This window comes from Bradyrhizobium nivariense, assembly GCF_029846695.2.
GTDB lineage: Bacteria > Pseudomonadota > Alphaproteobacteria > Rhizobiales > Xanthobacteraceae > Bradyrhizobium.
The window spans coordinates 80,063-101,192 of sequence record NZ_JARWCR020000024.1 but is presented as its reverse complement, the minus strand read 5'-3'; the positions used below and the strand labels follow the sequence as shown (position 1 = coordinate 101,192).

Sequence of the window (21,130 nt, the reverse complement as noted above, 5' to 3'; positions counted from 1 at the left end):
CCTTCAGTCACCTCCCTGGACGCAAGCAGCATGACCGGTCCCGAACTGAAGCAACTCCGCAACGACCTCTCCGAGGCGCTTGAGCGCAAGCTCACCGCGGCCGACATGGCCCGGCTTTGCGGATTGCCGGAGAAGGGCGGCGCCGACACCATCCGGCGCTGGGAAGTGAGCGGCCCGACACCGTCGGCGACCAAGGTGCTGCGCGTGCTCGCGATGGCGAGCGAGCGCTATCCGATCCTGGAGAAGTTCGACGTCTTCGATCGTCATGACGTGCGCGAGGAAGACCGGCCCGCAAAGCGCGCTGAATTCCGCGAACAGATGCGCGATGAGGCGCGGCGCCGTCTTGGTTAACGCAAAACGTATGCAGATTACTCGCAGCCTGCAAAGTTAAGCCTTCCTTCAGCATTTCTTAAGCTGCCATTAAGCACGAAAATCATTTGCAGCCCAATAAGTTAGGTTCGCTGCCCCTGTGCCATGCATGTGACAGCATTTTCGTCAAAAGCGAGCTATCTGCAAAACCAACGACGGCGCGGAAAGCGCGCCTGCCGGGGACCAAAGTGTTGGAGTTTGGACTATGAAGAAGATTCTGTTTGCGACCGTTGCGCTGCTCGTGGTGGGCGCTGCTGCGCCGGCGGTCGGTGCCGATCTCGGTAACCGCAACTACTACAAGGCGCCCGCGCCCGCCTATGCCGCGCCGATCTACAACTGGACCGGTTTCTACATCGGTGGCCATGTCGGCGGGGCGTTCTCCAGCGACAACAATTTCAGCGGTCTCTCCACCGGCAACAACGGCAACGGCCGTTTCCTCGGCGGCGTACAGGTCGGCGCGGACTGGCAGTTCAACCCGAACTTCGTGGTCGGCGTCGAAGGCCAGTATTCCTGGCTCTCCGGCAGCGTCGGCGCGGTGTTCCCGGGCGGCATCGCCTACACCAACGACCAGCGCGGCCTCGGCTCGATCACCGGCCGCGTCGGCTACACCTGGGGTCCGGGCCTGCTCTATGTGAAGGGCGGCTACGCCTACTCCGACAACAACGAGAAGGTCACGGTTGGCGGCGTGCCGGCTGCCTTCGTCATCACGGGCGATCACCGCAACGGCTACACCGTCGGCGCCGGCCTCGAATACATGTTCGCCCCGAACTGGTCGGCCAAGGCCGAGTACCAGTACTACAATTTCGGCGACGCGCACTTCACCGGGGGGCCGCTGGCGGGCACCGGCAACTTCACCACCGACGACCACACCATCAAGGCGGGCGTCAACTACCGCTTCAACTGGGCCAACTCCGCGGTCGCGCGCTACTGATCGCCTCAAAAATCTCTTTCGCCATCAAGGGCCGGCATCTTTGCCGGCCCTTTCCTTTTCGCTGTGCGGAACTGAGGCAACCGATTGAGCAACTTGCGATTTTTTAACCCGCCCCAAGGATACTCCGCGGCGAAAATATAAAAATCACGCGTGGGGGAATTTCGATGGCGATCCGTCTGGGCCTTGGCCGTTTGCTTGGTCGTATCCGGCCTCGTTTCAAAATGCCGACATGGGGCGTGCGCGGCAGCCTGTTCACGGCCTTCGCAGTGATCGCGGGCATGGGCCTCGTGATCGCAGCCGGCGCCGGCTTCGTCTTCAACCATCTCGGCAGCACCATGATGGACCTGAGCGGCCGCGACATTCCGCGCCTCTCCGCGAGCCTTCAACTCGCATCGCAAAGCGCAACGCTCGCGGCGCAGGGGCCGGGCCTCCTGGCATCGCCGTCCGACGAGGCGCTGAACGAACGCACCAAGAAGGTGCAGGAGATCCAGCAGCTCGCCATGGCCAAGCTTGGCGAGATCATCGAGCTCGGCGCCGACAAGCAGATCGCGACCGCGCTGCGCGACACCGCCAAGAGCATCGACGAGGCGACCCAGAGCCTGGTGTCGGCCGCGCGCGAGCGGCTCGAGACCGGCGCGCTGCATGACAAGCAGTATGAAGCGCTGCGCAAGGTGCAGCTCAGCTTCGTCGGTGCGGCCGGTCCTGCCATGCTGGATGCGCAAACGCGCCTGAACGCGATCCTCGGCGCGGCGGAAGTTTCCGCCGATGATGCCACCGAAGCCGCCCGCACCGTCTCCCAGGTCGCGACCATCTCCGCCAACGGCAATTTGATGGCCGCCGACATGATGGCGGCGCTGTCGGCCAACAACAGCGACACGCTTGAGGCGATCGAGAAGGAGTTCAAGGCGACGCGCGACCGCGTCAAGTCGAACCTCGAGGACCTGCCGAACATGGCCTCGATGCAAGCGGTGCGCGACACCGTGCAAAAACTGTTCGCCTTCGGTGAGGGCAAGACCGGCGTGTTCAAGATCCGCCAGAAAGAGCTCGACGCCATCGACTACGGCCAGACCATTCTGGACGAGACCCGCAAGCTCAATGTCGGCCTCGGCATCAGCGTACAGCAGCTCGTCGAGGGCGTGCAGAAGGAGACCAACGCGTCGACCTTCCAGGCGCGACAGGAGATCTCGCTGGCGACGACTGCGATGCTGGCGCTCGGCGCGCTGATGCTGGTCGGCTCGGCGCTGTTCGTCTGGCTCTATGTCGGCCGCAACATCCTGCGCCGGATCACCGGACTTCAGCGCGCCATGCAGCTGCTCTCGGCCGGCGATCTCGACACCGAGATCACGCGCGCCAAGCACAATGACGAGATCGGCACGATGACCGCGACGCTGACCGTGTTCCGCGACAGCATGATCGAAGCCCGGGTGCTCGCCGGCGAGCAGGATAAGGATCGGCTCGCCAAGGCCGAGCGTGCCGCACGCATGGAGGCGAAGATCGCCGAATTCGAAGACACGGTGCGCTCCGCGCTCGACAACCTCGCGCAGTCGGCCAATTCGATGCAGACGACCGCGCAGAGCATGTCGAACACCGCCGACCAGTCCAACGCGCTGGTGAACGCGGTCGCCTCCGCTGCGGAGGAAACTTCGGTCAACGTACAGACCGTGTCATCAGGCACCGAACAGCTGTCGTCCTCGATCCAGGAGATCAGCAAGCAGGTGATCACCTCCGCCGAGATCGCCAGGAAGGCGGTCGACGAAGCCGGTGCGACGGACGCCACGGTGCAGAGCCTTGCCGACAGCGCGAGCCGCATCAACGTCGTGGTCGATTTGATCCAGACCATCGCCTCGCAGACCAATCTGCTCGCCCTCAACGCCACCATCGAGGCGGCGCGCGCGGGCGAGGCCGGCCGCGGCTTCGCGGTGGTCGCCTCCGAGGTGAAGAGCCTCGCGAGCCAGACCGCGAAGGCGACGGAGGAGATCCGCACCCAGATCGCCAGCATGCAACAGGTCACCACCTCGGCGGTCGGCGCCATCCAGGGCATCGGCCGGATCATCGGCGAGATCAACGACGTCACCACGACGATCGCCGTAGCGGTCGAGGAACAAGGCGCGGCGACCCGCGAGATCGCCCGCAACATCCAGCATGCAGCCGGCGGCACCAGCGAGGTCTCCAGCAACATCGTCGGCGTCTCCACGGCTTCGGCGGAAGCCGGCGCTGCGGCGAACGAAGTGCTCGGCGCCTCCGACGCACTCCGCCGCGAAGCCGACATGCTGCGCGGAGAGATCGACGCGTTCCTCAACAATATGCGGGCGGCGTAGGCCGCCTTTCCGTAGCCCGGAATGACCGCTATGCGGGCCACGCCAGCGTCCTTTTTCGGCTGGCGCGCCGCAGCCAGTGGGTTTAAGCCGGTGGCATGAACGCAAAAACCGACACCGTGCAGTCCTCCGCCGAAGCCCTGCGCTATCCCTGGGAACAGCATCCCGGCCCCGAAGAGGTCGTCGAGGTGAAGCCGGGCGTATTGTGGGCGCGGCTGAAGCTGCCGTTCCGCCTCAACCATGTGAACATCTATCTGCTCGCCGACGGCGACGGCTATGCCATCGTGGACACCGGCTTCGGCAACGAGGAGACGATCGAGGCCTGGACGAAGCTGTTCGACGGACCGCTGAAGGGCGTCAACATCACGCGCCTGATCGTGACCCATTCCCATCCCGATCATGTCGGTCTGGCCGGGTGGATCGTCGAACGTTTCAATTGCCCGCTGGTGATGTCGCAGGTCGAATATCTGCAATCGGTCTATCACCAGAACCGCGGCACGGAGGAGCGCCAGGAAGCGCAACGGCTGTTCTTCCGCCGCCACGGCATGGACGAGTCGCTCACCGAAAAACTGCTCGGCCGCGGCCAGGACTATCTCAAGCGCGTCTCGGTGCTGCCGCCGTCCTACCGCCGCATCTCGCATGGCGAGGACGTCGTGATCGGCACGCGGCGCTTCAAGGTGATTACCGGCGGCGGTCACGCGCTCGACCAGGTGATGCTGTATTGCGCCGACGACAAGCTGTTCCTCTCGGCCGACCAGGTGCTGAGCAAGATCTCGCCGAATGTCAGCGTCTGGGCGGTCGAACCCGACCAGAACTCGCTCGGCGAATATCTGGCCTCGCTCGCCAGCCTCACCACGACGCTGCCCTATGACGTGCTGGTGCTGCCCGGCCATGGCGTGCCGTTCTATGGGCTGAAGACCCGCATCAAGCAGCTCGCCGATCACCACGAGGAGCGCTGCCGCCTGATCGCGGAAGCCTGCCGCGAGGTGCCGCAGACCTCGCGCGCATTAGTGCCTGTCGTGTTCAACAAGCACGTGCTGGACGAACACCAGATGGGTTTTGCCGCCGGCGAGCTGGTCGCCCACGTCAACTACATGATCGTCGAGGGACGGCTGACGGCGGAGATGAAGGACGGCGTGCTGCAGTTCAAGACGACTTGAGCGCCTGGAGCCTCCAGTGACCTATGAGGCCATCCGCCGCCTGATCTCACGTGACGATGACGAAGTCATAAACGAGCTTCGAGCACTGTCGACGGCAAGCGACGCCTTCGTGCGGCGGACCGCGATCGAGGTCATTGGGCAGCACAGGCGAGGGCACGAACTCCGCGCGACCATTGTCGCGGCCCTTTCCGACACGTCGGATTACGTCAGGCGCACCACCTGCGGCATCGTCGAACAATGGAAGCTCGCCGAAGCGCATGATTTGGTGCTGCTGCTCTTGAAGGAGCCGGAAGCACCGACGCGCGAATGCGCACTTCGCACTCTGGCGGCAATCTGGAACAATGCAGATTTCCAAACGGTCTTCGGTCTCTACAAGCGCGACCCGGAGATTGCAGTTCGGAGGGAAGCTGCGTGGACCTTGCGGCAGGGCGCCGCCGCAAACGATTGGCAGCTGCTTTTCGATGCTTTCTGCGAAGACGAACTTCCCCGGCACCGATCCTGGGCCTGCGAACTCGCGGAGACCTTCGGCGGTCCGGATGTCCTGCCCACGCTGGTGTCGCTGACGAAGGACGTCGATGGACACGTTCGCAAATCCGCGGCTTGCGCCTACCAGGCGATCAGAGTTCGCAGCTAGCCGCTCGCCCGCTTCGTATTCGCGATCATGTGCATGGCGACGGCCGGCGGATGTTGCAGAGCAACATTGCATCTCGCGCGAACTTGATCGGGATCAAGTTTCAAATCGCACGATAGGGCATTTTGCCCAGATGTCCCGCAGGTCCAAATGTGGGATAGCGCATAGACATTGGAGCTGGAATAGCTCTAAGAAGATGCGGCCCTTTGGTCAGTTCCGTTGCAGGTTTGACGATGGATTACAGCCAGTTTTTCAATTCCGCCCTTGATCGTCTCCACACCGAGCGACGCTACCGCGTGTTCGCCGATCTCGAGCGCATCGCCGGCCGGTTCCCGCATGCGCTCTGGCACTCGCCCAAGGGCAAGCGCGACGTCGTGATCTGGTGCTCCAACGATTATCTCGGCATGGGCCAGCACCCGAAGGTGGTCGGCGCGATGGTCGAAACCGCGACCCGCGTCGGCACCGGCGCCGGCGGCACCCGCAACATCGCCGGCACGCATCATCCGCTGGTGCAGCTCGAGGCCGAGCTCGCCGATCTCCACGGCAAGGACGCCTCGCTGCTCTTCACGTCCGGCTACGTCTCGAACCAGACCGGCATTGCGACCATCGCAAAGCTCATTCCGAACTGCCTGATCCTGTCGGACGAGCTCAACCACAATTCGATGATCGAGGGCATCCGCCAGTCCGGCTGCGAGCGGGTCGTGTTCCGCCACAACGACCTCGCCGATCTCGAGGAGAAGTTGAAGGCTGCGGGCCCGAGCCGGCCCAAGCTGATCGCCTGCGAGAGCCTTTATTCGATGGACGGCGACATCGCCCCGCTCGCCAAGATCTGCGACCTCGCCGAGAAGTACGGCGCGATGACCTATGTCGACGAGGTCCACGCCGTCGGCATGTACGGTCCGCGCGGCGGCGGCATCGCCGAGCGCGACGGCGTGATGCATCGCATCGACATTCTCGAAGGCACGCTCGCCAAGGCGTTCGGCTGCCTCGGCGGCTACATCGCCGCCAACGGCCAGATCATCGACGCCGTACGCTCCTATGCGCCGGGCTTCATCTTCACCACCGCGCTGCCGCCGGCGATCTGCTCGGCCGCGACCGCTGCGATCAAGCATCTGAAGACTTCGAGCTGGGAGCGCGAGCGCCACCAGGACCGCGCCGCCCGGGTCAAGGCGATCCTCAATTCCGCCGGCCTGCCGGTGATGTCGAACGACACCCACATCGTGCCGCTGTTCATCGGCGATGCCGAGAAGTGCAAGCAGGCCTCCGACCTCTTGCTCGAACAGCACGGCATCTACATCCAGCCGATCAATTATCCCACGGTGGCCAAGGGCACCGAACGCCTGCGCATCACGCCCTCGCCCTATCACGACGACGGCCTGATCGATCAGCTCGCCGAAGCCCTGCTGCAGGTGTGGGACCGCCTGGGTCTGCCGCTCCGCGAGAAGTCGCTGGCGGCGGAGTAACTCCGGTCGTCCTGGCGAAGCCAGGACCCATTACCCCGACTGTGAATTGTTGCGGCTCGCTGGGGCCATTGGGTGCCTATTACCATGCCCTGTGGTTATGGGTCCTGGCTTTCGCCAGGACGACGTTGGGATTCGCACCTTAACGACAAAGCCAGTTCCCGCATCCACAAAGCATTTCGCTGTCGCCTGCCACCGTCCAACGCGCTAGATTTACGGGGAAAATGAGCGGGCGCTGCCAGCGCCCAGGGAGAAGCACGCTCGCCATGCTGCACGACTGGGGCGTGATCGCCGCCGCTTTCGGCTATATCGGCTTTCTGTTCCTGGTGGCGAGCCATGGCGACCGCCGCTCGCCGGCCGGGCGTGGCCGCGCCTCCGGGCTGATCTATCCGCTGTCGCTGGCGATCTACTGCACCTCCTGGACCTTCTTCGGCTCGGTCGGCTTTGCCACCCGAACTTCCACCGACTTCCTCGCGATCTATGTCGGCCCGATCCTGATGATCGGGCTCGGAGCCGGCGTACTCCGCCGCGTGATCCAGCTCGCGAAGGCCCACAACATCACCTCGATCGCCGACTTCATCGGCGCGCGCTACGGCAAGAGCCAGGCGGTGGCGGCGACCGTCGCGCTGATCGCGATCATCGGCTCGGTGCCCTACATCGCGCTCCAGCTCAAGGCGGTCGCCTCCTCGCTCGCAACCATCCTGAGCGAAGACCAGGCCTTCTCCCACATCCCGATCGTCGGCGACATGGCGCTGATGGTGACGCTGGCGATGGCGGCCTTCGCCGTGCTGTTCGGGACGCGGCAGACCGACGCCACCGAGCATCAGCACGGCCTGATGCTGGCGGTCGCGACCGAATCCATCATCAAGCTGGTCGCCTTCCTCACCGCGGGCATCTTCGTCACCTTCTGGATGTTCTCGCCGCACGAACTGATCGAGCGCGCGATGAAGACGCCGGAGGCAGTGCGCGCCATCAACTATTCGCCGTCGATCGGCAACTTCCTGACCATGACGCTGCTGTCGCTGTGCGCGATCATGCTGCTGCCGCGCCAGTTCCACGTCAGCGTGGTGGAGAATTCCTCGGACGCCGAGGTCGGCCGCGCGCGCTGGCTGTTTCCGCTCTACCTCGTCGCCATCAATCTGTTCGTGATCCCGATCGCGCTCGCCGGCCTCGTCAGCTTCCCGTTCGGCACCGCCGAACCGGATATGTACGTGCTGGCGCTGCCGATGGAGGGCGGCGCGGAGTTGCTCAGCGTCGCCATCTTCGTCGGCGGCCTGTCGGCGGCGACCGCGATGGTGATCGTAGAATGCGTCGCGCTTTCCATCATGGTCTCGAACGACCTCGTGGTGCCCCTGGTGCTGCAACGACGGCCCGAGGGGCGCACCGGCGGCGCCGATTTCAGCGACTTTCTGCTGCGCTCGCGCCGGCTCGCGATCTTCGCCATCATGGTGATGGCCTATTTCTACTACCGCGCACTCGGCAATACCCAGCTCGCGGCGATCGGCCTGCTCTCCTTTGCCGCCATCGCCCAGCTTGCACCTAGCTTCTTCGGCGGGCTGCTGTGGCGGCGCGCGACCGCGCGCGGCGCCATCGGCGGCATGCTGGTCGGCTTCGCGGTGTGGCTCTACACGCTGTTCATCCCGAGCTTCATGGATTCCTCGACTTCGGGCATCCTGCTGCTCCAGCACGGACCGTTCGGGATCGAGGCGCTGCGGCCGCAGGCGCTGTTCGGCGCCGACCTGCCGCCGCTGATGCACGGCGTCATCTGGTCGCTGTCGCTCAACATCCTCACCTATGTGCTGCTGTCGCTGGCGCGCCGGCCGTCTTCGATCGAGCTGGTGCAGGCCGACCTGTTCGTCCCCAACACGCTCGCGCCGATCTCGCCGAACTTCCGCCGCTGGCGCACCACCGTCACGGTGCAGGACATCCAGACCACGGTGGCGCAATATCTCGGGCCGGATCGCGCGCGGCATTCGTTCGAGGCATTCACCGCGCGGCGCAATGTACGGCTGGAGTCCGGGGCACCCGCTGATTTCGAGCTGTTGCAGCACGCCGAGCACCTGATCGCCTCCTCGATCGGTGCGGCCTCCTCGCGTCTCGTGATGTCGCTGCTGCTGCGCAAACGGACGGTATCGGCGAAGGCTGCGCTCAAGCTGCTCGACGATTCCCATGCGGCGCTGCATTTCAACCGCGAGATCCTCCAGACCGCGCTCAACCATGTGCGCCAGGGCATCGCGGTGTTCGATGCCGATCTGCAACTGATCTGCTCCAACCGGCAGTTCGGCGATCTCCTCAACGTTCCCCCGCATTTCATCCAGTTCGGCACGCCGTTGCGTGAGATCCTGGAATTCATGGGCGTGAGCGAGCCGGACGATCCGGTCGAGCGCGAGGCCATGCTGGAGCGCCGGCTCGCGGCTTACACCACCGACAGCGAGCCTTATCTCGAGCGCCTGCCCGACCGCCACATGGTGATCGAGATTTTGACAAACCGCATGCCCGGCGGCGGCTTCGTCATCACCTTCACCGACGTCACGCCCACGTTCGAGGCGGCCGAAGCGCTGGAGCGCGCCAATGCGACGCTGGAAAAGCGGGTGCGCGACCGCACCGAGGAGCTGACCCGGCTGAATTCCGAGCTGGCGCAGGCGAAGAGCGCGGCCGAAGACGCCAGCATCTCCAAGACGCGCTTCCTCGCCGCCGCCAGCCACGACATCCTCCAGCCGCTGAACGCAGCGCGGCTCTATGTCACGAGCCTGGTCGAGCGCCAGCACAGCGGCGAGGAGACGCGGCTGGTCGAGAACATCGACGAATCGCTCCAGGCGATCGAGGAGATCCTCGGTGCGCTGCTCGACATCTCCCGGCTCGACGCCGGCGCGATGACGACCTCGATCTCGAGCTTCAAGATGGCCGATCTGATGCGCTCGCTGGAGATCGAGTTTGCGCCGATCGCACGCGCCAAGAACCTGGAGCTCGTCTTCGTGCCCTGCTCGCTGCCGGTCGAATCGGACCGCTTGCTGCTGCGGCGCCTGCTTCAGAACCTGATCTCCAACGCGATCAAATATACCCCGCGCGGCCGCGTGCTGGTCGGCTGCCGCCGCCGCGGCGCCTCGCTCAAGATCTGCGTCTACGACACCGGCGTCGGCATCCCGCCGGTCAAGCGCGGCGAGATCTTCAAGGAATTTCACCGCCTCGAGCAGGGTGCGCGGATCGCCCGCGGCCTCGGCCTTGGCCTGTCGATCGTCGAACGGCTGGCGCGCGTGCTCAACCACGGCATCGCCATCGACTCCAATGTCAGCGGCGGCTCGGTGTTTTCGGTGACGGTGCCGACGGCGAAGGCGATCACCCACACCGCCGCCGTGACCAGCGCGACGCCGCTGGCACGCACGCCGATCTCGGGCGCCCTCATCGTCTGCATCGAGAACGATGCGGCGATCCTCGACGGCATGCGCACGCTGCTCAAGGCGTGGGACGCCGAGGTGATCGCGGTCGCCGATCCCGAAGGCGCGATCGCCGCGATCGAATCTGCCGGCGGACGCGTCACCGGCCTGCTGGTCGACTATCACCTCGACCGCGGCAACGGCATCGCCGCGATCCGCGACATCCGCCGCCGCTTCGGCGACGGCATCCCCGCGATCCTGATCACCGCCGACCGCAGCCCCGCCGTGCAGATGGCTGCGCGCGACGAAAAGGTCGCGGTGCTCAACAAGCCCGTGAAGCCGGCTTCGCTGCGTGCCCTGCTCGGCCAATGGCGCACCCAGCAGATGGTGGCGGCGGAGTGAGACGCTCGCGCGGCTCAAGGTGCGAGCCGCGTGAAGACGTAATCGCGGCTGCTGACGCGGGCTTCGTGGCACGCGAAGCAGGTGCGGTGCTGAGCCTCGTCGACCGGCTTGCCGTCGATGAAGCGGCCAAAGCCCCAGCCGCCGGTCGAGGCATATTTCCTGGAGTCCTTGACCATCACCTGGACGGTGGTGGGCTCACCGGGAATCGTCGCGGACGAAAATTCGGGCAACTGTTTCCGCTTCCAGGCGCGCTTGACCAGAATAGTGCCGTCCGGGAACGGAAGCTTGCCGCCTTGATAAGCATCGATCGCGGTCCTGTTGCCGACGACGGCACGCAGCTCGTCCAAGGGCGCCGCCTCCTCGGCCGGCGCGATCAGCTCCCACTGCTTGTAGCCGGGCGGGACCGTGACGCCGAAGATCGGCGAGGCAGCCGCCGTGTCCTGCGCAAAAGCGATCGTGACCAGATACGGCACGCAGGTCAGGACAACGACGAGGAGGAGCACGGCCAGCACGATCATCGTCGTAGAGGATGGAAGTTTGGAATTTTCAGATTTCATTGTCGTCATGACGCTTCATTGAACTGCGATCGCATGTCAGGCCTCGGCCCGGCCTTGCCGGTCCGAGGTGCTGCCAAAATCCTCAGGCGCCGCCGTCGGCGTCGATGACGGCCTTGGCAAAGGCTTGCGGTGCTTCCTGAGGCAGATTGTGGCCGACGCCGCCGGTGATCAGGCGATAATCGTACCGGCCGGAGAACTTCTTGGCATAGGCGCTTGGATCGGGATGCGGCGCGCCATTGGCGTCGCCTTCCATCGTGATCGTCGGGACGCTGATCATCGGAGCTGCCGCGAGCTTCTTTTCGAGCTCCTCGTATTTCGCTTCGCCCTGGGCGAGCCCGAGCCGCCAGCGGTAATTGTGGATCGTGATCGCGACGTGATCCTTATTGTCCAGCGCCGCCGCGCTGCGGTCGAAGGTGGCATCGTCGAACTTCCACTGCGGCGAAGCGAGCTTCCAGATCAGCTTGGCGAAATCATGCGTGTACTTCTCGTATCCGGCGCGGCCGCGCTCGGTCGCGAAATAGAACTGGTACCACCATTGCAGCTCGGCCGACGGCGGCAGCGGCGCATTGCCCGCGGCCTGGCTGGAGATCAGATAGCCGCTGACCGACACCAGCGCGCGGCAGCGCTCCGGCCACAGCGCGGCGATGATGTCGGCGGTGCGCGCGCCCCAGTCGAAGCCGGCGACGACCGCCTTCTTGATGTCGAGCTTGTCCATCAGCGCGATGATGTCGGTGGCCATGGCTGCCGGCTCGCCGTTGCGCGGCGTCTCGCCGGAGAGGAAGTGCGTCGAGCCGTAGCCCCGGAGATAAGGGATGATGACGCGATAGCCGGCCTTGGCCAGGATCGGCGCGACATCGACGAAGGCGTGAATGTCGTAGGGCCAGCCGTGCAGCAGGATCGCGACGGGACCGTTCGCAGGACCGGCCTCCGCGTAGCCGACGTTGAGGACGCCGGCATCGATCTGCTTGATCGCGCCGAACGACGCATTCGTCGCGGAGGAGCGCGGCGCTTCCGATTCGGCGCGGGCGAGGCCGATCACACCAAGGCCGGCGGCGACGGTTCCCGCGGCGACGCCGAAAAACTGACGCCGGTGCTGGTCGATGATCTGTTTCATGGTGCTGCTACCTTGTTGTTGTTGGTGGTGGTGGTGCGTCAGATCAGCGCGACCGTGACGTCGATGTTGCCGCGGACGGCTTTGGAATAGGGGCAAGTCCGGTGCGCCTCATCGATGAGGCCGCGCGCGATTTCGCGATCAAGGCCGGGCAGGCTGACATCGAGGCGTGCCCTGAGCGAATAAGCGCCCTCGTCGAGGACGAGGTCGATCTCCGCATCGATCGCGCATTTCATGGGAAGCTCGATCTTCCGCTTGCGGGCCGCGATCTCCATCGCGCCTTCGAAGCAGGCCGACCAGCCGGCCGCGAACAATTGCTCGGGATTGGTGCCGATGCCCGTGCCGCCCGGCGGCGACAGCTTGACGTCCAGGCGGCCGTCGGAACTGCGCGACATGCCGTCCTGCCGCCCGCCGCCGGTGTGAGTCCGGGCCGTGTAGAGCAATTTTGCCGCTTGCGTCATGAAGGTCTCCTTGCCGTCGCGCAACTGACTAGCAGCGGCTGCCGCGAGACGCCCGTTTGGACTTGTGAGAAATTGTGAGGTCTCGGCTCGCACGCCCCACAAGGCCTGCATCCGCGGTCTGATCGCGATGCGGCCTTGCCGGATCGCGATCATCTGGCTATCCGGTCCTTCGAAAGGATCAGGATTCCACCATGACCGAGCCGGCCGGCACCGCAACGGGAACCCTGTCGTTTGGGCCATTCACCGTGACGCCGCATGAAAGACTCGTGATGCGGGATGGCGTCACGCTGCCGCTCGGCGCGAAAGCCTTCGACACGCTGATCGCGCTGATGTCGCGGCCGAACGAGGTCGTCGGCAAATGGGATCTGATGGCGCTGGTGTGGCCCGGCCTGACCGTCGAAGAGGCCAATCTGCGCTTTCACGTCGCAGCGCTTCGCAAAGTCCTTGGCGACGGCAAGGACGGTGCCCGCTACATCACCACACTCTCCGGCCGCGGCTATTGCTTCGTCGCGCCGATCTCGCAGATGGAACTCCCGGCACAGCGGCGCCCCGCACCGCGAACGGAATTGCCGCCCGTCAAACTGCCGAACCGGCTGCAACGGATGGTCGGGCGCGACGATGCGATCGCCGCTGTCTCGGACAGGCTCATCGGCTCGCGCTTCGTCACGATCGCCGGCCCGGGCGGTGTCGGCAAGACCGCCGTTGCGATCGCGATCGCTCACGACCTGCTCGAGACATTCTCCGACGCCGCACATTTCGTCGATCTTGCCGCGCTGAGCGATCCCGATCTCGTGATCACCTCGATCCTGCTGATGCTGGGCTTGCCGGCCCAGACCGACGATCCCCTGCCCGCGCTGCTCGCGTATCTCGAGAACAAGCGGATGCTGCTGATCCTCGACAATTGCGAGCACGTCATCGCCGCAGCGGCGCCGCTGGCCACAGAGATTTTCCACGCTGCGCCGCATGTCCATATCCTCGCCACCAGCCGCGAAGCCCTGCGTGTCGAGGGCGAGCAGGTCTATCGGTTGGCGCCGCTTGCCGTTCCGCCTGACAATCCCGGGCTGACGGCGGCCGCGGCCCAGACCTATCCCGCGCTTCAGCTCTTCCTCGAACGTGCCGCGGCCGGCGGCGCGCAGATCGCGCTCGACGATGCCAATGCCGCGATCGTCGCCGGGATCTGCCGCAAGCTCGACGGCATGGCGCTGGCGATCGAACTCGCCGCCGGCCGGGTCGACGCCTATGGCCTGGAGCAGACCGCAACGCTGCTCGACGAGCGTCTCAATTTGCTGTGGCAGGGCCAGCGCACGGCGCCGCCGCGGCAGAAGACCTTGCAGGCGACGCTGGACTGGAGCTACTCGCTCCTGTCCGACATCGAGCGCCTCGTGCTGCGCCGGCTCGCGGTCTTCGCCGGTCACTTCACCATCGACGCCGCACTCGGGATCGTGCCGGACGAACGCGTCGACCGCTCCCGCCTGTTTGACGCCATCGACGGCCTCGTCGCCAAGTCGATGGTCGCGCCGCGGCCGATCGGCGCCATGATGCGCTACCGTCTGCTCGACACGACGCGCAGCTATCTGCTCGATATCGAGCCTGATGACACGGCGCTCGCCGCCCGCCACGCGACCTATTACCGGCGATGGCTGGAGCAGGCCGGCACGACATGGGCCACGGTGCCGAGCGCCGACGAGCGCGCGATCCATTTCTCCGCGCTTCACAACGTACGCGCCGCACTGAACTGGTGCTTCGGGGTGAACGGCGATGCCGGCATCGGCATTGCACTCGTTGCTGCGGCAGCTCCCATCTTTCTCGCCATGTCGCTGCTGATCGAATGCCGGCGCTGGTCCGAACGGGCGCTGCTTGCGATTGATCAATCCTCGCGCGGCAGCGCCGAGGAAATGCACATCCAGGCCGCGCTCGGACTGACCTTGATGTTCACGCGCGGCGGCTCCGAAGCGGCGCGTGCCGCCTTGAGCCGGAGCCTTGCGATCGCCGAGGCGCGCGGCGACGCGCCGAACCAGCTCCAGCTGCTTGGCCGCATGCATATCTTCCACGAGCGGATGGGACAGTTCGACGCCGCGCTCGGCTATGCGCAGCAAAGCCTCAGGGTCGCCGGGACGCTCGGCGATGCCGCCTCCCTCGCCCTCGCCCGTTCGCTCCTCGGTGTCTCCTTGCATCTTGCCGGCGAGCATCGCGACGCCGTGACGATGCTGGAGCCCGCCTGGCAGGGGCCGGGCACCAAACGAATCAGTACCGTCCACGGTTTCGATCATCGCAACCGGGCCGGCATCTCGCTCGCGCGAGAGTTTTGGTTGCAGGGCCGCCCCGCCGATGCGCTGCAACTGGCCCGGCAGACGGTCATCGAGGCCGCGCAGATGGACCATCCGACCACGCTCTGCATTGCATTGATCTGGGCAGTCTCGATCGATCTCTGGAGTGGGGACCTCGATGGCGCGGAAGAGAACATCGACCGCTTCATCGCGCATGCCGAATCGCGCTCGATGGGCCCCTACCTCGCGGTCGGTCGCGGCGTCAAAGGCGAGCTGGCGATCCGGCGAGGCGACGCTGCTGATGGCGTCGAGACGATCGGGGCCTGTCTGCGCGAGCTCCACGATGCCGGCTACGAACTGCTCACCACGACGTTCAACATCGCGCTTGTGAACGGTCTTCTGGCGCTCGAGCAAGTCGAGCAAGGCGCGCGCCTGATCGACGATGCGATCCGCCTCGTCGAGCAGAGCGGCGATCATCTGTACATGCCCGAGCTGCTGCGCATGAAAGGCAGGGTTCTCCTGGCCCGGCCGCAGCCCGAGGCTGATCAAGCAGAAGCCCACTTCGTGCAATCACTGGAATTGAGTCGGCGCAAAGGCGCCAAAGCCTGGGAGCTGCGGGCCGCGATCGATCTCGCCGGGTTCCTTGCCGAACGCGGCCGGCGCGAGGAAGCGAAACGATTGCTGCAATCTGCGCACGAAGGCTTCGCCAAGGGCTCGGAGACAGCGGATATCAGAATAGCCAACGCGTTGTTGCAAACATTATAGGGCGGACTCGGTGCCTCATTGCAAAGAGGCGCTGCACTACGTCCGGGCGAAAGCCGTAGGATGGGTAGAGCGAAAGCGAAACCCATCACGTCTCATCCACGCGGAAGCATGATGGGTTTCGCAAGGGCTCTACCCATCCTACGGCATCGCAGACACACCTTTTCGTCCTCGCGGTCGATTTCGCCCGAGCTTTGCTTGGTCATTCCACCCTCAAATCCAAGAGGGCACAGGGAAGGCCGGGTGCCGGCTGGCACCCGCGGTCCGCTGCGCGAAAGGTAGCGCAAAAGAACCGCACAGCAGCATACAGGTGTAGCCAATCACTCGGCCTTCCCTGCGCAGTGGTTGGACGGCTTATGCCGTGCTCTCCCGGGAGCCGAGTTCGTTCTGGCCTCCCTCGCCTTCGCAGAAGTCACCGACATCGCGCCGGTTGACGCGAATGCCGCATCCGCAAAGGCTTGACCGTAGCAACGACGGCCAGGACCACACGGTTTTGCCGTACGCACGGTTCGCTGTTCACCACCGGTTTCGACGACGTTGTGCACGTTGCCGTCGACCTGATGATGAGACGAACCTGGCAGCGCCGCTCGTCGGCACGAAGCCTCAGGGCTCACGGAGAGCAATCCGCCCTGCCCTTGGCCTCTCGCACCCGAACGCTGCCGCGTCCACCGCAAGCCCGGCTCGCGAACGTGACGACCACAAGATCGCCCCTCAAGGATGAGCCGGGATGGGCGACACATACGCCATTTCCGAATTTCGGTAAAGCGGAATATATTTGCGTGGGCGGATTGACAGGGGGGCGACACAGCAAGGCCCCGCAGCTCGCTGCAGGCTCACCCCGTCGGGGTGCCCTGCCTCCACTGCCCGCCGGCGATCTTCGCGGCGGCGATCACGGCTTGCGTCCGGCTTTCGACGCCGAGCTTTTGCAGGATGGCCGAGACATGCGCCTTGATGGTGGCCTCGGAGACGCCGAGCTCATAGGCGATCTGCTTGTTGAGCAAACCCTCCGACAGCATCATCAGAACCCGGACCTGCTGCGGCGTCAGCGTCACCAGCCGGTCGCGCAGGCGCGTCATGTCCGGGTCGGCGGCGGCCGACAGATCGGTGTCGGCGGGGACCCAGACGTCGCCCTCCATCACCTTGAGGATGGCATCGCGTAGCGTCTCGACGCCGAACCGCTTCGGGATGAAGCCTGAGGCGCCGAAGTCGAGCGAGCGGCGGATCGTGGCGCTGTCGTCGGAAGCCGAGACGATCACCACCGGGATCGCCGGATATTGTGCGCGCAGATAGATCAGGCCAGAAAAGCCGGAGATCCCGGGCATCGAGAGGTCGAGCAGGATCAGGTCGACGTCGGAGGTCTGTTCCAAAAGCTTGGTCAGATCCTCGAACGATCCGGCCTCGTCGATCCTGGCCGAGGTCAGGACTCCCGCCACCGCCTGCCGCAGCGCGTCGCGGAACAACGGATGGTCATCGGCAATGACGAGATGGGTGGAGGGAGCGTTCATCGTTCTCTTGCTGGCAATCGCACCGGGCCAGTAAGCCGGCGAGGGGCCTTGGTCAATTCTTTCCCGACCAGCCGTGGCATGCAAGTGGACATTATCCCTTTGCGGGAACGGGGTTAATCCACAGGCAGGCACTATGTTGCCGGATCGAAGGCCCGGGCGTCAGCTGCGCGTCAGTGCGCAAGGCCGAAAGTCGTATTGGGGCGGGTTTCACGCCGATGTTACCTTGCGGGCAAGACCCGGGTTGATCCGGCATGACCGGACATCCAGGCGCGAGGAAACGATTTTTCGGGGAGCGACTCAACATGTCGACAATGGCTGTGTCTCAAGCAGGCGCGGGAGGGATGACGAAGGACGAACGGTTCGTCATTCTCGCCTCCTCGCTCGGTACCGTCTTCGAGTGGTACGACTTTTACCTCTACGGTTCGCTGGCCAGCATCATCGGCGCGCAGTTCTTCTCGGCCTATCCGCCGGCGACCCGCGATATCTTCGCGCTGCTGGCGTTTGCCGCGGGCTTCCTGGTCCGTCCGTTCGGTGCGATCGTGTTCGGCCGCGTCGGCGACATCGTCGGCCGCAAATACACCTTCCTCGTCACCATCCTGATCATGGGTCTGTCGACCTTCATCGTCGGCCTGCTGCCCAACGCGGCCACGATCGGCATCGCGGCCCCGATCATCCTGATCGCGCTGCGCCTCGCCCAGGGCCTGGCGCTCGGCGGTGAATATGGCGGTGCGGCGACCTACGTCGCGGAGCACGCGCCGAACGGCAAGCGCGGCTACTACACCTCCTTCATCCAGACCACGGCGACGCTCGGCCTGTTCCTGTCGCTGCTGGTGATCCTGTTCACGCGCTCCGCCCTCGGCGAACCCGAGTTCGCTGCCTGGGGCTGGCGCATTCCGTTCCTGGTCTCGGTGCTGCTGCTGGGCGTCTCGGTCTGGATCCGGTTGCGGTTGAATGAATCGCCGATCTTCCAGAAAATGAAGGATGAAGGAAAGAGCTCCAAGGCCCCGCTGACGGAAGCCTTCGGCAACTGGCAGAACGGCAAGCTCGTGCTGCTGGCGCTGCTCGGCGGCGTGATGGGCCAGGGCGTGGTCTGGTACACCGGCCAGTTCTACGCGCTGTTCTTCCTGCAATCGATCCTCAAGGTCGACGGCTACACCGCCAACCTGCTGATCGCCTGGTCGCTGCTGCTCGGCACCGGCTTCTTCATCGTGTTCGGCATGCTTTCCGACAGGATCGGCCGCAAGCCGATCATCCTCGGCGGCTGCCTGATCGCGGCGCTGACCTTCTTCCCGATCTTCAAGATGATCACCACCAACGCCAACCCGGCGCTGGAAAAGGCGATCGAGTCGGTCAAGGTCGACGTGGTGGCGGATCCCGCAGGTTGCGGCGACCTGTTCAACCCGGTCGGCACCCGCGTCTTCACCTCGCCTTGCGACACCGCACGTGCCTACCTGTCGCAGTCGTCAGTCAAGTACTCGACCACATCAGGTGCGGCAGGCTCCGGCGTGAAGGTGACGGTCAACGGCAAGGAAGTTGCCTACGCCAACGCCAAGGACGGCAATCCGGCGGTCCTCGCCGCCGTGCAGGGAGCCGGGTATCCGAAGGCGGGCGACGCCGGCATCGTGAAGATGGCGCATCCGTTCGACATCTTCCGTCCGCAGGTGGCCGCGGTCGTCGGACTGCTGTTCGTCCTGGTGATCTTCGTCACCATGGTCTACGGCCCGATCGCCGCGATGCTGGTTGAACTGTTCCCGACCCGCATCCGCTACACCTCGATGTCGCTGCCCTACCACATCGGCAACGGCTGGTTCGGCGGCCTCCTGCCCGCGACCGCCTTCGCCATCGTGGCCTCCACAGGCGATATCTATGCGGGCCTCTGGTATCCGGTCATCTTCGCATCGATTACCGTGGTGATCGGCTTGTTCTTCCTGCCCGAGACCAAGGACGTCGACATCAAGACGACCTGATCGACAGCATCGATCGACACACGAACCGGCCGCGGTCTTTCGCGGCCGGTTTTGTTTTGTCCCTACTGGTTGCTGCCGATGAATTGCAGCACGATTTCGCGCCGATGCGGGCGCTTGCGGTGCTCGATCAGATAGATCGCCTGCCAGGTGCCGAGCGCGAGCTTGCCGTTCAGGACCGGCACCTGGAGCGACGCCCCCGTCAGCATGGTCTTGACATGCGCCGGCATGTCGTCAGGTCCCTCGGTCTCATGCGTCCATCCGGCATCCTCCGGCGCGAGCCGGGACAACGCGGTGGTGAGATCGACGAGCACCGAGGGATCGGCGTTCTCCTGGATCGTCAGCGACGCCGAGGTGTGACGGACGAACAGTGTCAACGCGCCGTCGCGCGCGCCTGCCTCGGCGACGAACTTCGCAGCTTCGCCGGTGAGATCGGTGAAGCCGGGGCCCGGCGTCTGCACAGTCAGCAGCGACGATGCGATGGTGGTGGCCTGCACCGACGATGGCGCCGAGCGGGTTACGGATTTGCCTGATGTCATCAAATATCTCTCGTAGCGTCGTCCTGGCCTGGTGCGCACTCAAATCTTCCCCGACACGTCCTTCTGCACGCGATGGGCCATGTCGATCAGCCGGCGCCAGGCCTTTTCCAGGAACGACATCACGCGATCGACGTCCTGATCGCTCGGCAGCGGAATCTCGATCCTGCGGTCACCCTCGGCGACCTTCGGCTCCGCCTTCTTCATCGGATCCGATTTCGGCAGCGCCTCGTCGATCTTGCCTGATACGGTCGGCCCGGCCGCGAGCTGCCCCTTCAGCTTCTCGACCTCGGCCTGGAGCCTGCCGATCTCGGAATCGAGCGCGGAGCGCTCGTCGGGCACCGCGTAGCAGGCCCAGCCGGCGCCGTTCTTGGTGCAGGTCGACACCGTGCCGGTGCGGGTGTCGAGCCGCAGCACACCCTCGGGGATGGGCGTCATGCTGTAGCGGCCGTTTTCGCTGTCGGGCGCGGATTGCGCGGCAACGAGGCTGCCGCTGATGGTCATCATTGCGGCGAACGCCGCCGCCGCAAGCCATGATGTTGTGGAAGAATTCGCTGGTCTCATCACGCTCTCCGCCGCGATGCGCAGGTGACACTCTTAACGCTGGCACTCTCGCAAATTCTACACCCCGGCGAGGCGATCCGCCGCCCAAAACGCGCCCCTGACATCAACGACCGCGGCGCCCCCTTTGATCCCGGCCGCTGGGTGAAATGGCGACTGCATCCGCCGATCATGCGGACAGCTGCTGCGGTGCGGCGTCACGCTGTGTGCAGCGCCGCCGCACGCGCCAATATTGTCAAATAAATCAGATACATAATAGGAATGGACACAATCGTGACTTGGCTTGACTTGATTATGGGCCATCAGTATGGTCCGCGCGGCTTTTGAGGGTGGCGGGCGTAATTTCCATTCAACCGCGGCGTTTCGGGTCTTCGTTGCATGACACAGGGCACGGGACACGGCGAGAATGGAGATCGCGATAGATCGCCCGAGGAAGCTGCGCTTTCCGAACGGCTCGGAAATCTTGATCAGCGGTTGTCCGAATTTCGCGGCCGCCACGTCAAGACCGAGCAACCCGCAGGTGACGGTGAAGACAGAGCGGCCAGAGCCTCGGCGATGGCGCTTGGTTTCCGGTTATCCTCCGAGTTGGTCGCCGGGGTCGTCGTCGGAGCGGGGATTGGCTGGGGTTTCGACCGCTTGCTGTCGACGTCGCCTTTCGGATTTATCGTATTCCTGCTGCTGGGCTTCGTGGCCGGCGTGGTGAATGTGGTGAGAACGGCAGGCGCGGGTCAAAACAGGCGCGGTGGTTCTTAAGCGATCCACAC

At 64.8% G+C, this 21,130-nt stretch carries 16 protein-coding genes; 10 read left to right on the top strand and 6 right to left on the bottom strand.

Going from position 1 to position 21,130, the window contains the following annotated elements:
• The first annotated feature begins 30 nt into the window (after positions 1 to 30).
• The 7 genes from QCM77_RS21115 to QCM77_RS21085 all read left to right on the top strand — a co-directional run bounded on the left by QCM77_RS21115 (position 31) and on the right by QCM77_RS21085 (position 10,642).
• Positions 31 to 351 (top strand): hypothetical protein, encoded by a 321-nt coding sequence (locus QCM77_RS21115; protein WP_279684728.1) that lies wholly within the window; start codon positions 31 to 33, stop codon positions 349 to 351.
• A 223-nt stretch (positions 352 to 574) separates the two neighbouring features.
• Complete coding sequence (locus QCM77_RS21110) at positions 575 to 1,300, top strand: outer membrane protein (protein WP_279661135.1); 726 nt, start codon at positions 575 to 577, stop codon at positions 1,298 to 1,300.
• A 164-nt stretch (positions 1,301 to 1,464) separates the two neighbouring features.
• The gene (locus tag QCM77_RS21105; protein ID WP_279684726.1) at positions 1,465 to 3,618 is read left to right on the top strand and encodes a methyl-accepting chemotaxis protein; all 2,154 of its coding nucleotides are present in this window, start codon (positions 1,465 to 1,467) and stop codon (positions 3,616 to 3,618) included.
• Between the two features lie 95 nt (positions 3,619 to 3,713).
• A complete protein-coding gene (locus QCM77_RS21100; protein ID WP_279684725.1) occupies positions 3,714 to 4,775 on the top strand; it encodes an MBL fold metallo-hydrolase in 1,062 nt (353 codons plus the stop codon).
• A 16-nt stretch (positions 4,776 to 4,791) separates the two neighbouring features.
• Positions 4,792 to 5,409 (top strand): HEAT repeat domain-containing protein, encoded by a 618-nt coding sequence (locus tag QCM77_RS21095; protein ID WP_279684723.1) that lies wholly within the window; start codon positions 4,792 to 4,794, stop codon positions 5,407 to 5,409.
• Between the two features lie 230 nt (positions 5,410 to 5,639).
• The gene (hemA, locus tag QCM77_RS21090; RefSeq protein WP_279661132.1) at positions 5,640 to 6,869 is read left to right on the top strand and encodes a 5-aminolevulinate synthase; all 1,230 of its coding nucleotides are present in this window, start codon (positions 5,640 to 5,642) and stop codon (positions 6,867 to 6,869) included.
• A gap of 263 nt (positions 6,870 to 7,132) precedes the next feature.
• Complete coding sequence (locus QCM77_RS21085) at positions 7,133 to 10,642, top strand: PAS domain-containing hybrid sensor histidine kinase/response regulator (protein ID WP_279684722.1); 3,510 nt, start codon at positions 7,133 to 7,135, stop codon at positions 10,640 to 10,642.
• Between the two features lie 14 nt (positions 10,643 to 10,656).
• Here QCM77_RS21085 and QCM77_RS21080 read toward each other — a convergent pair whose 3' ends face one another.
• The 3 genes from QCM77_RS21080 to QCM77_RS21070 all read right to left on the bottom strand — a co-directional run bounded on the left by QCM77_RS21080 (position 10,657) and on the right by QCM77_RS21070 (position 12,771).
• Positions 10,657 to 11,160, bottom strand: coding sequence for a cytochrome P460 family protein (locus QCM77_RS21080; protein ID WP_279684744.1), 504 nt, complete (start codon positions 11,158 to 11,160; stop codon positions 10,657 to 10,659).
• Between the two features lie 121 nt (positions 11,161 to 11,281).
• On the bottom strand, positions 11,282 to 12,313 hold the full coding sequence (locus tag QCM77_RS21075) for an alpha/beta fold hydrolase (protein ID WP_279684720.1): 1,032 nt from the start codon (positions 12,311 to 12,313) through the stop codon (positions 11,282 to 11,284).
• Positions 12,314 to 12,351: 38 nt separating this feature from the next.
• The gene (locus QCM77_RS21070; RefSeq protein WP_279684743.1) at positions 12,352 to 12,771 is read right to left on the bottom strand and encodes an organic hydroperoxide resistance protein; all 420 of its coding nucleotides are present in this window, start codon (positions 12,769 to 12,771) and stop codon (positions 12,352 to 12,354) included.
• Positions 12,772 to 12,962: 191 nt separating this feature from the next.
• Between QCM77_RS21070 and QCM77_RS21065 the strand changes: the two genes are divergently transcribed.
• A complete protein-coding gene (locus tag QCM77_RS21065) occupies positions 12,963 to 15,803 on the top strand; it encodes an ATP-binding protein (RefSeq protein ID WP_279684718.1) in 2,841 nt (946 codons plus the stop codon).
• 830 nt (positions 15,804 to 16,633) lie between these two features.
• On the opposite strand, the gene QCM77_RS21060 is transcribed toward QCM77_RS21065, so the two are convergent.
• Positions 16,634 to 17,305, bottom strand: coding sequence for a response regulator (locus QCM77_RS21060; protein WP_279684716.1), 672 nt, complete (start codon positions 17,303 to 17,305; stop codon positions 16,634 to 16,636).
• A 341-nt stretch (positions 17,306 to 17,646) separates the two neighbouring features.
• Between QCM77_RS21060 and QCM77_RS21055 the strand changes: the two genes are divergently transcribed.
• Positions 17,647 to 19,272 (top strand): MFS transporter, encoded by a 1,626-nt coding sequence (locus QCM77_RS21055; RefSeq protein ID WP_279684714.1) that lies wholly within the window; start codon positions 17,647 to 17,649, stop codon positions 19,270 to 19,272.
• A gap of 62 nt (positions 19,273 to 19,334) precedes the next feature.
• Here QCM77_RS21055 and QCM77_RS21050 read toward each other — a convergent pair whose 3' ends face one another.
• Both QCM77_RS21050 and QCM77_RS21045 read right to left on the bottom strand, forming a co-directional pair.
• Positions 19,335 to 19,808, bottom strand: coding sequence for a secondary thiamine-phosphate synthase enzyme YjbQ (locus tag QCM77_RS21050; protein ID WP_279661125.1), 474 nt, complete (start codon positions 19,806 to 19,808; stop codon positions 19,335 to 19,337).
• 39 nt (positions 19,809 to 19,847) lie between these two features.
• Positions 19,848 to 20,369 carry a hypothetical protein gene (locus QCM77_RS21045; protein WP_279684712.1) on the bottom strand — a complete coding sequence of 174 codons (522 nt, stop codon included), beginning with the start codon at positions 20,367 to 20,369 and terminating at the stop codon, positions 19,848 to 19,850.
• Between the two features lie 375 nt (positions 20,370 to 20,744).
• On the opposite strand from QCM77_RS21045, the gene QCM77_RS21040 reads away from it, so the two are divergent.
• Complete coding sequence (locus QCM77_RS21040) at positions 20,745 to 21,119, top strand: AtpZ/AtpI family protein (protein WP_018459992.1); 375 nt, start codon at positions 20,745 to 20,747, stop codon at positions 21,117 to 21,119.
• The last annotated feature ends 11 nt before the right edge of the window (positions 21,120 to 21,130 follow it).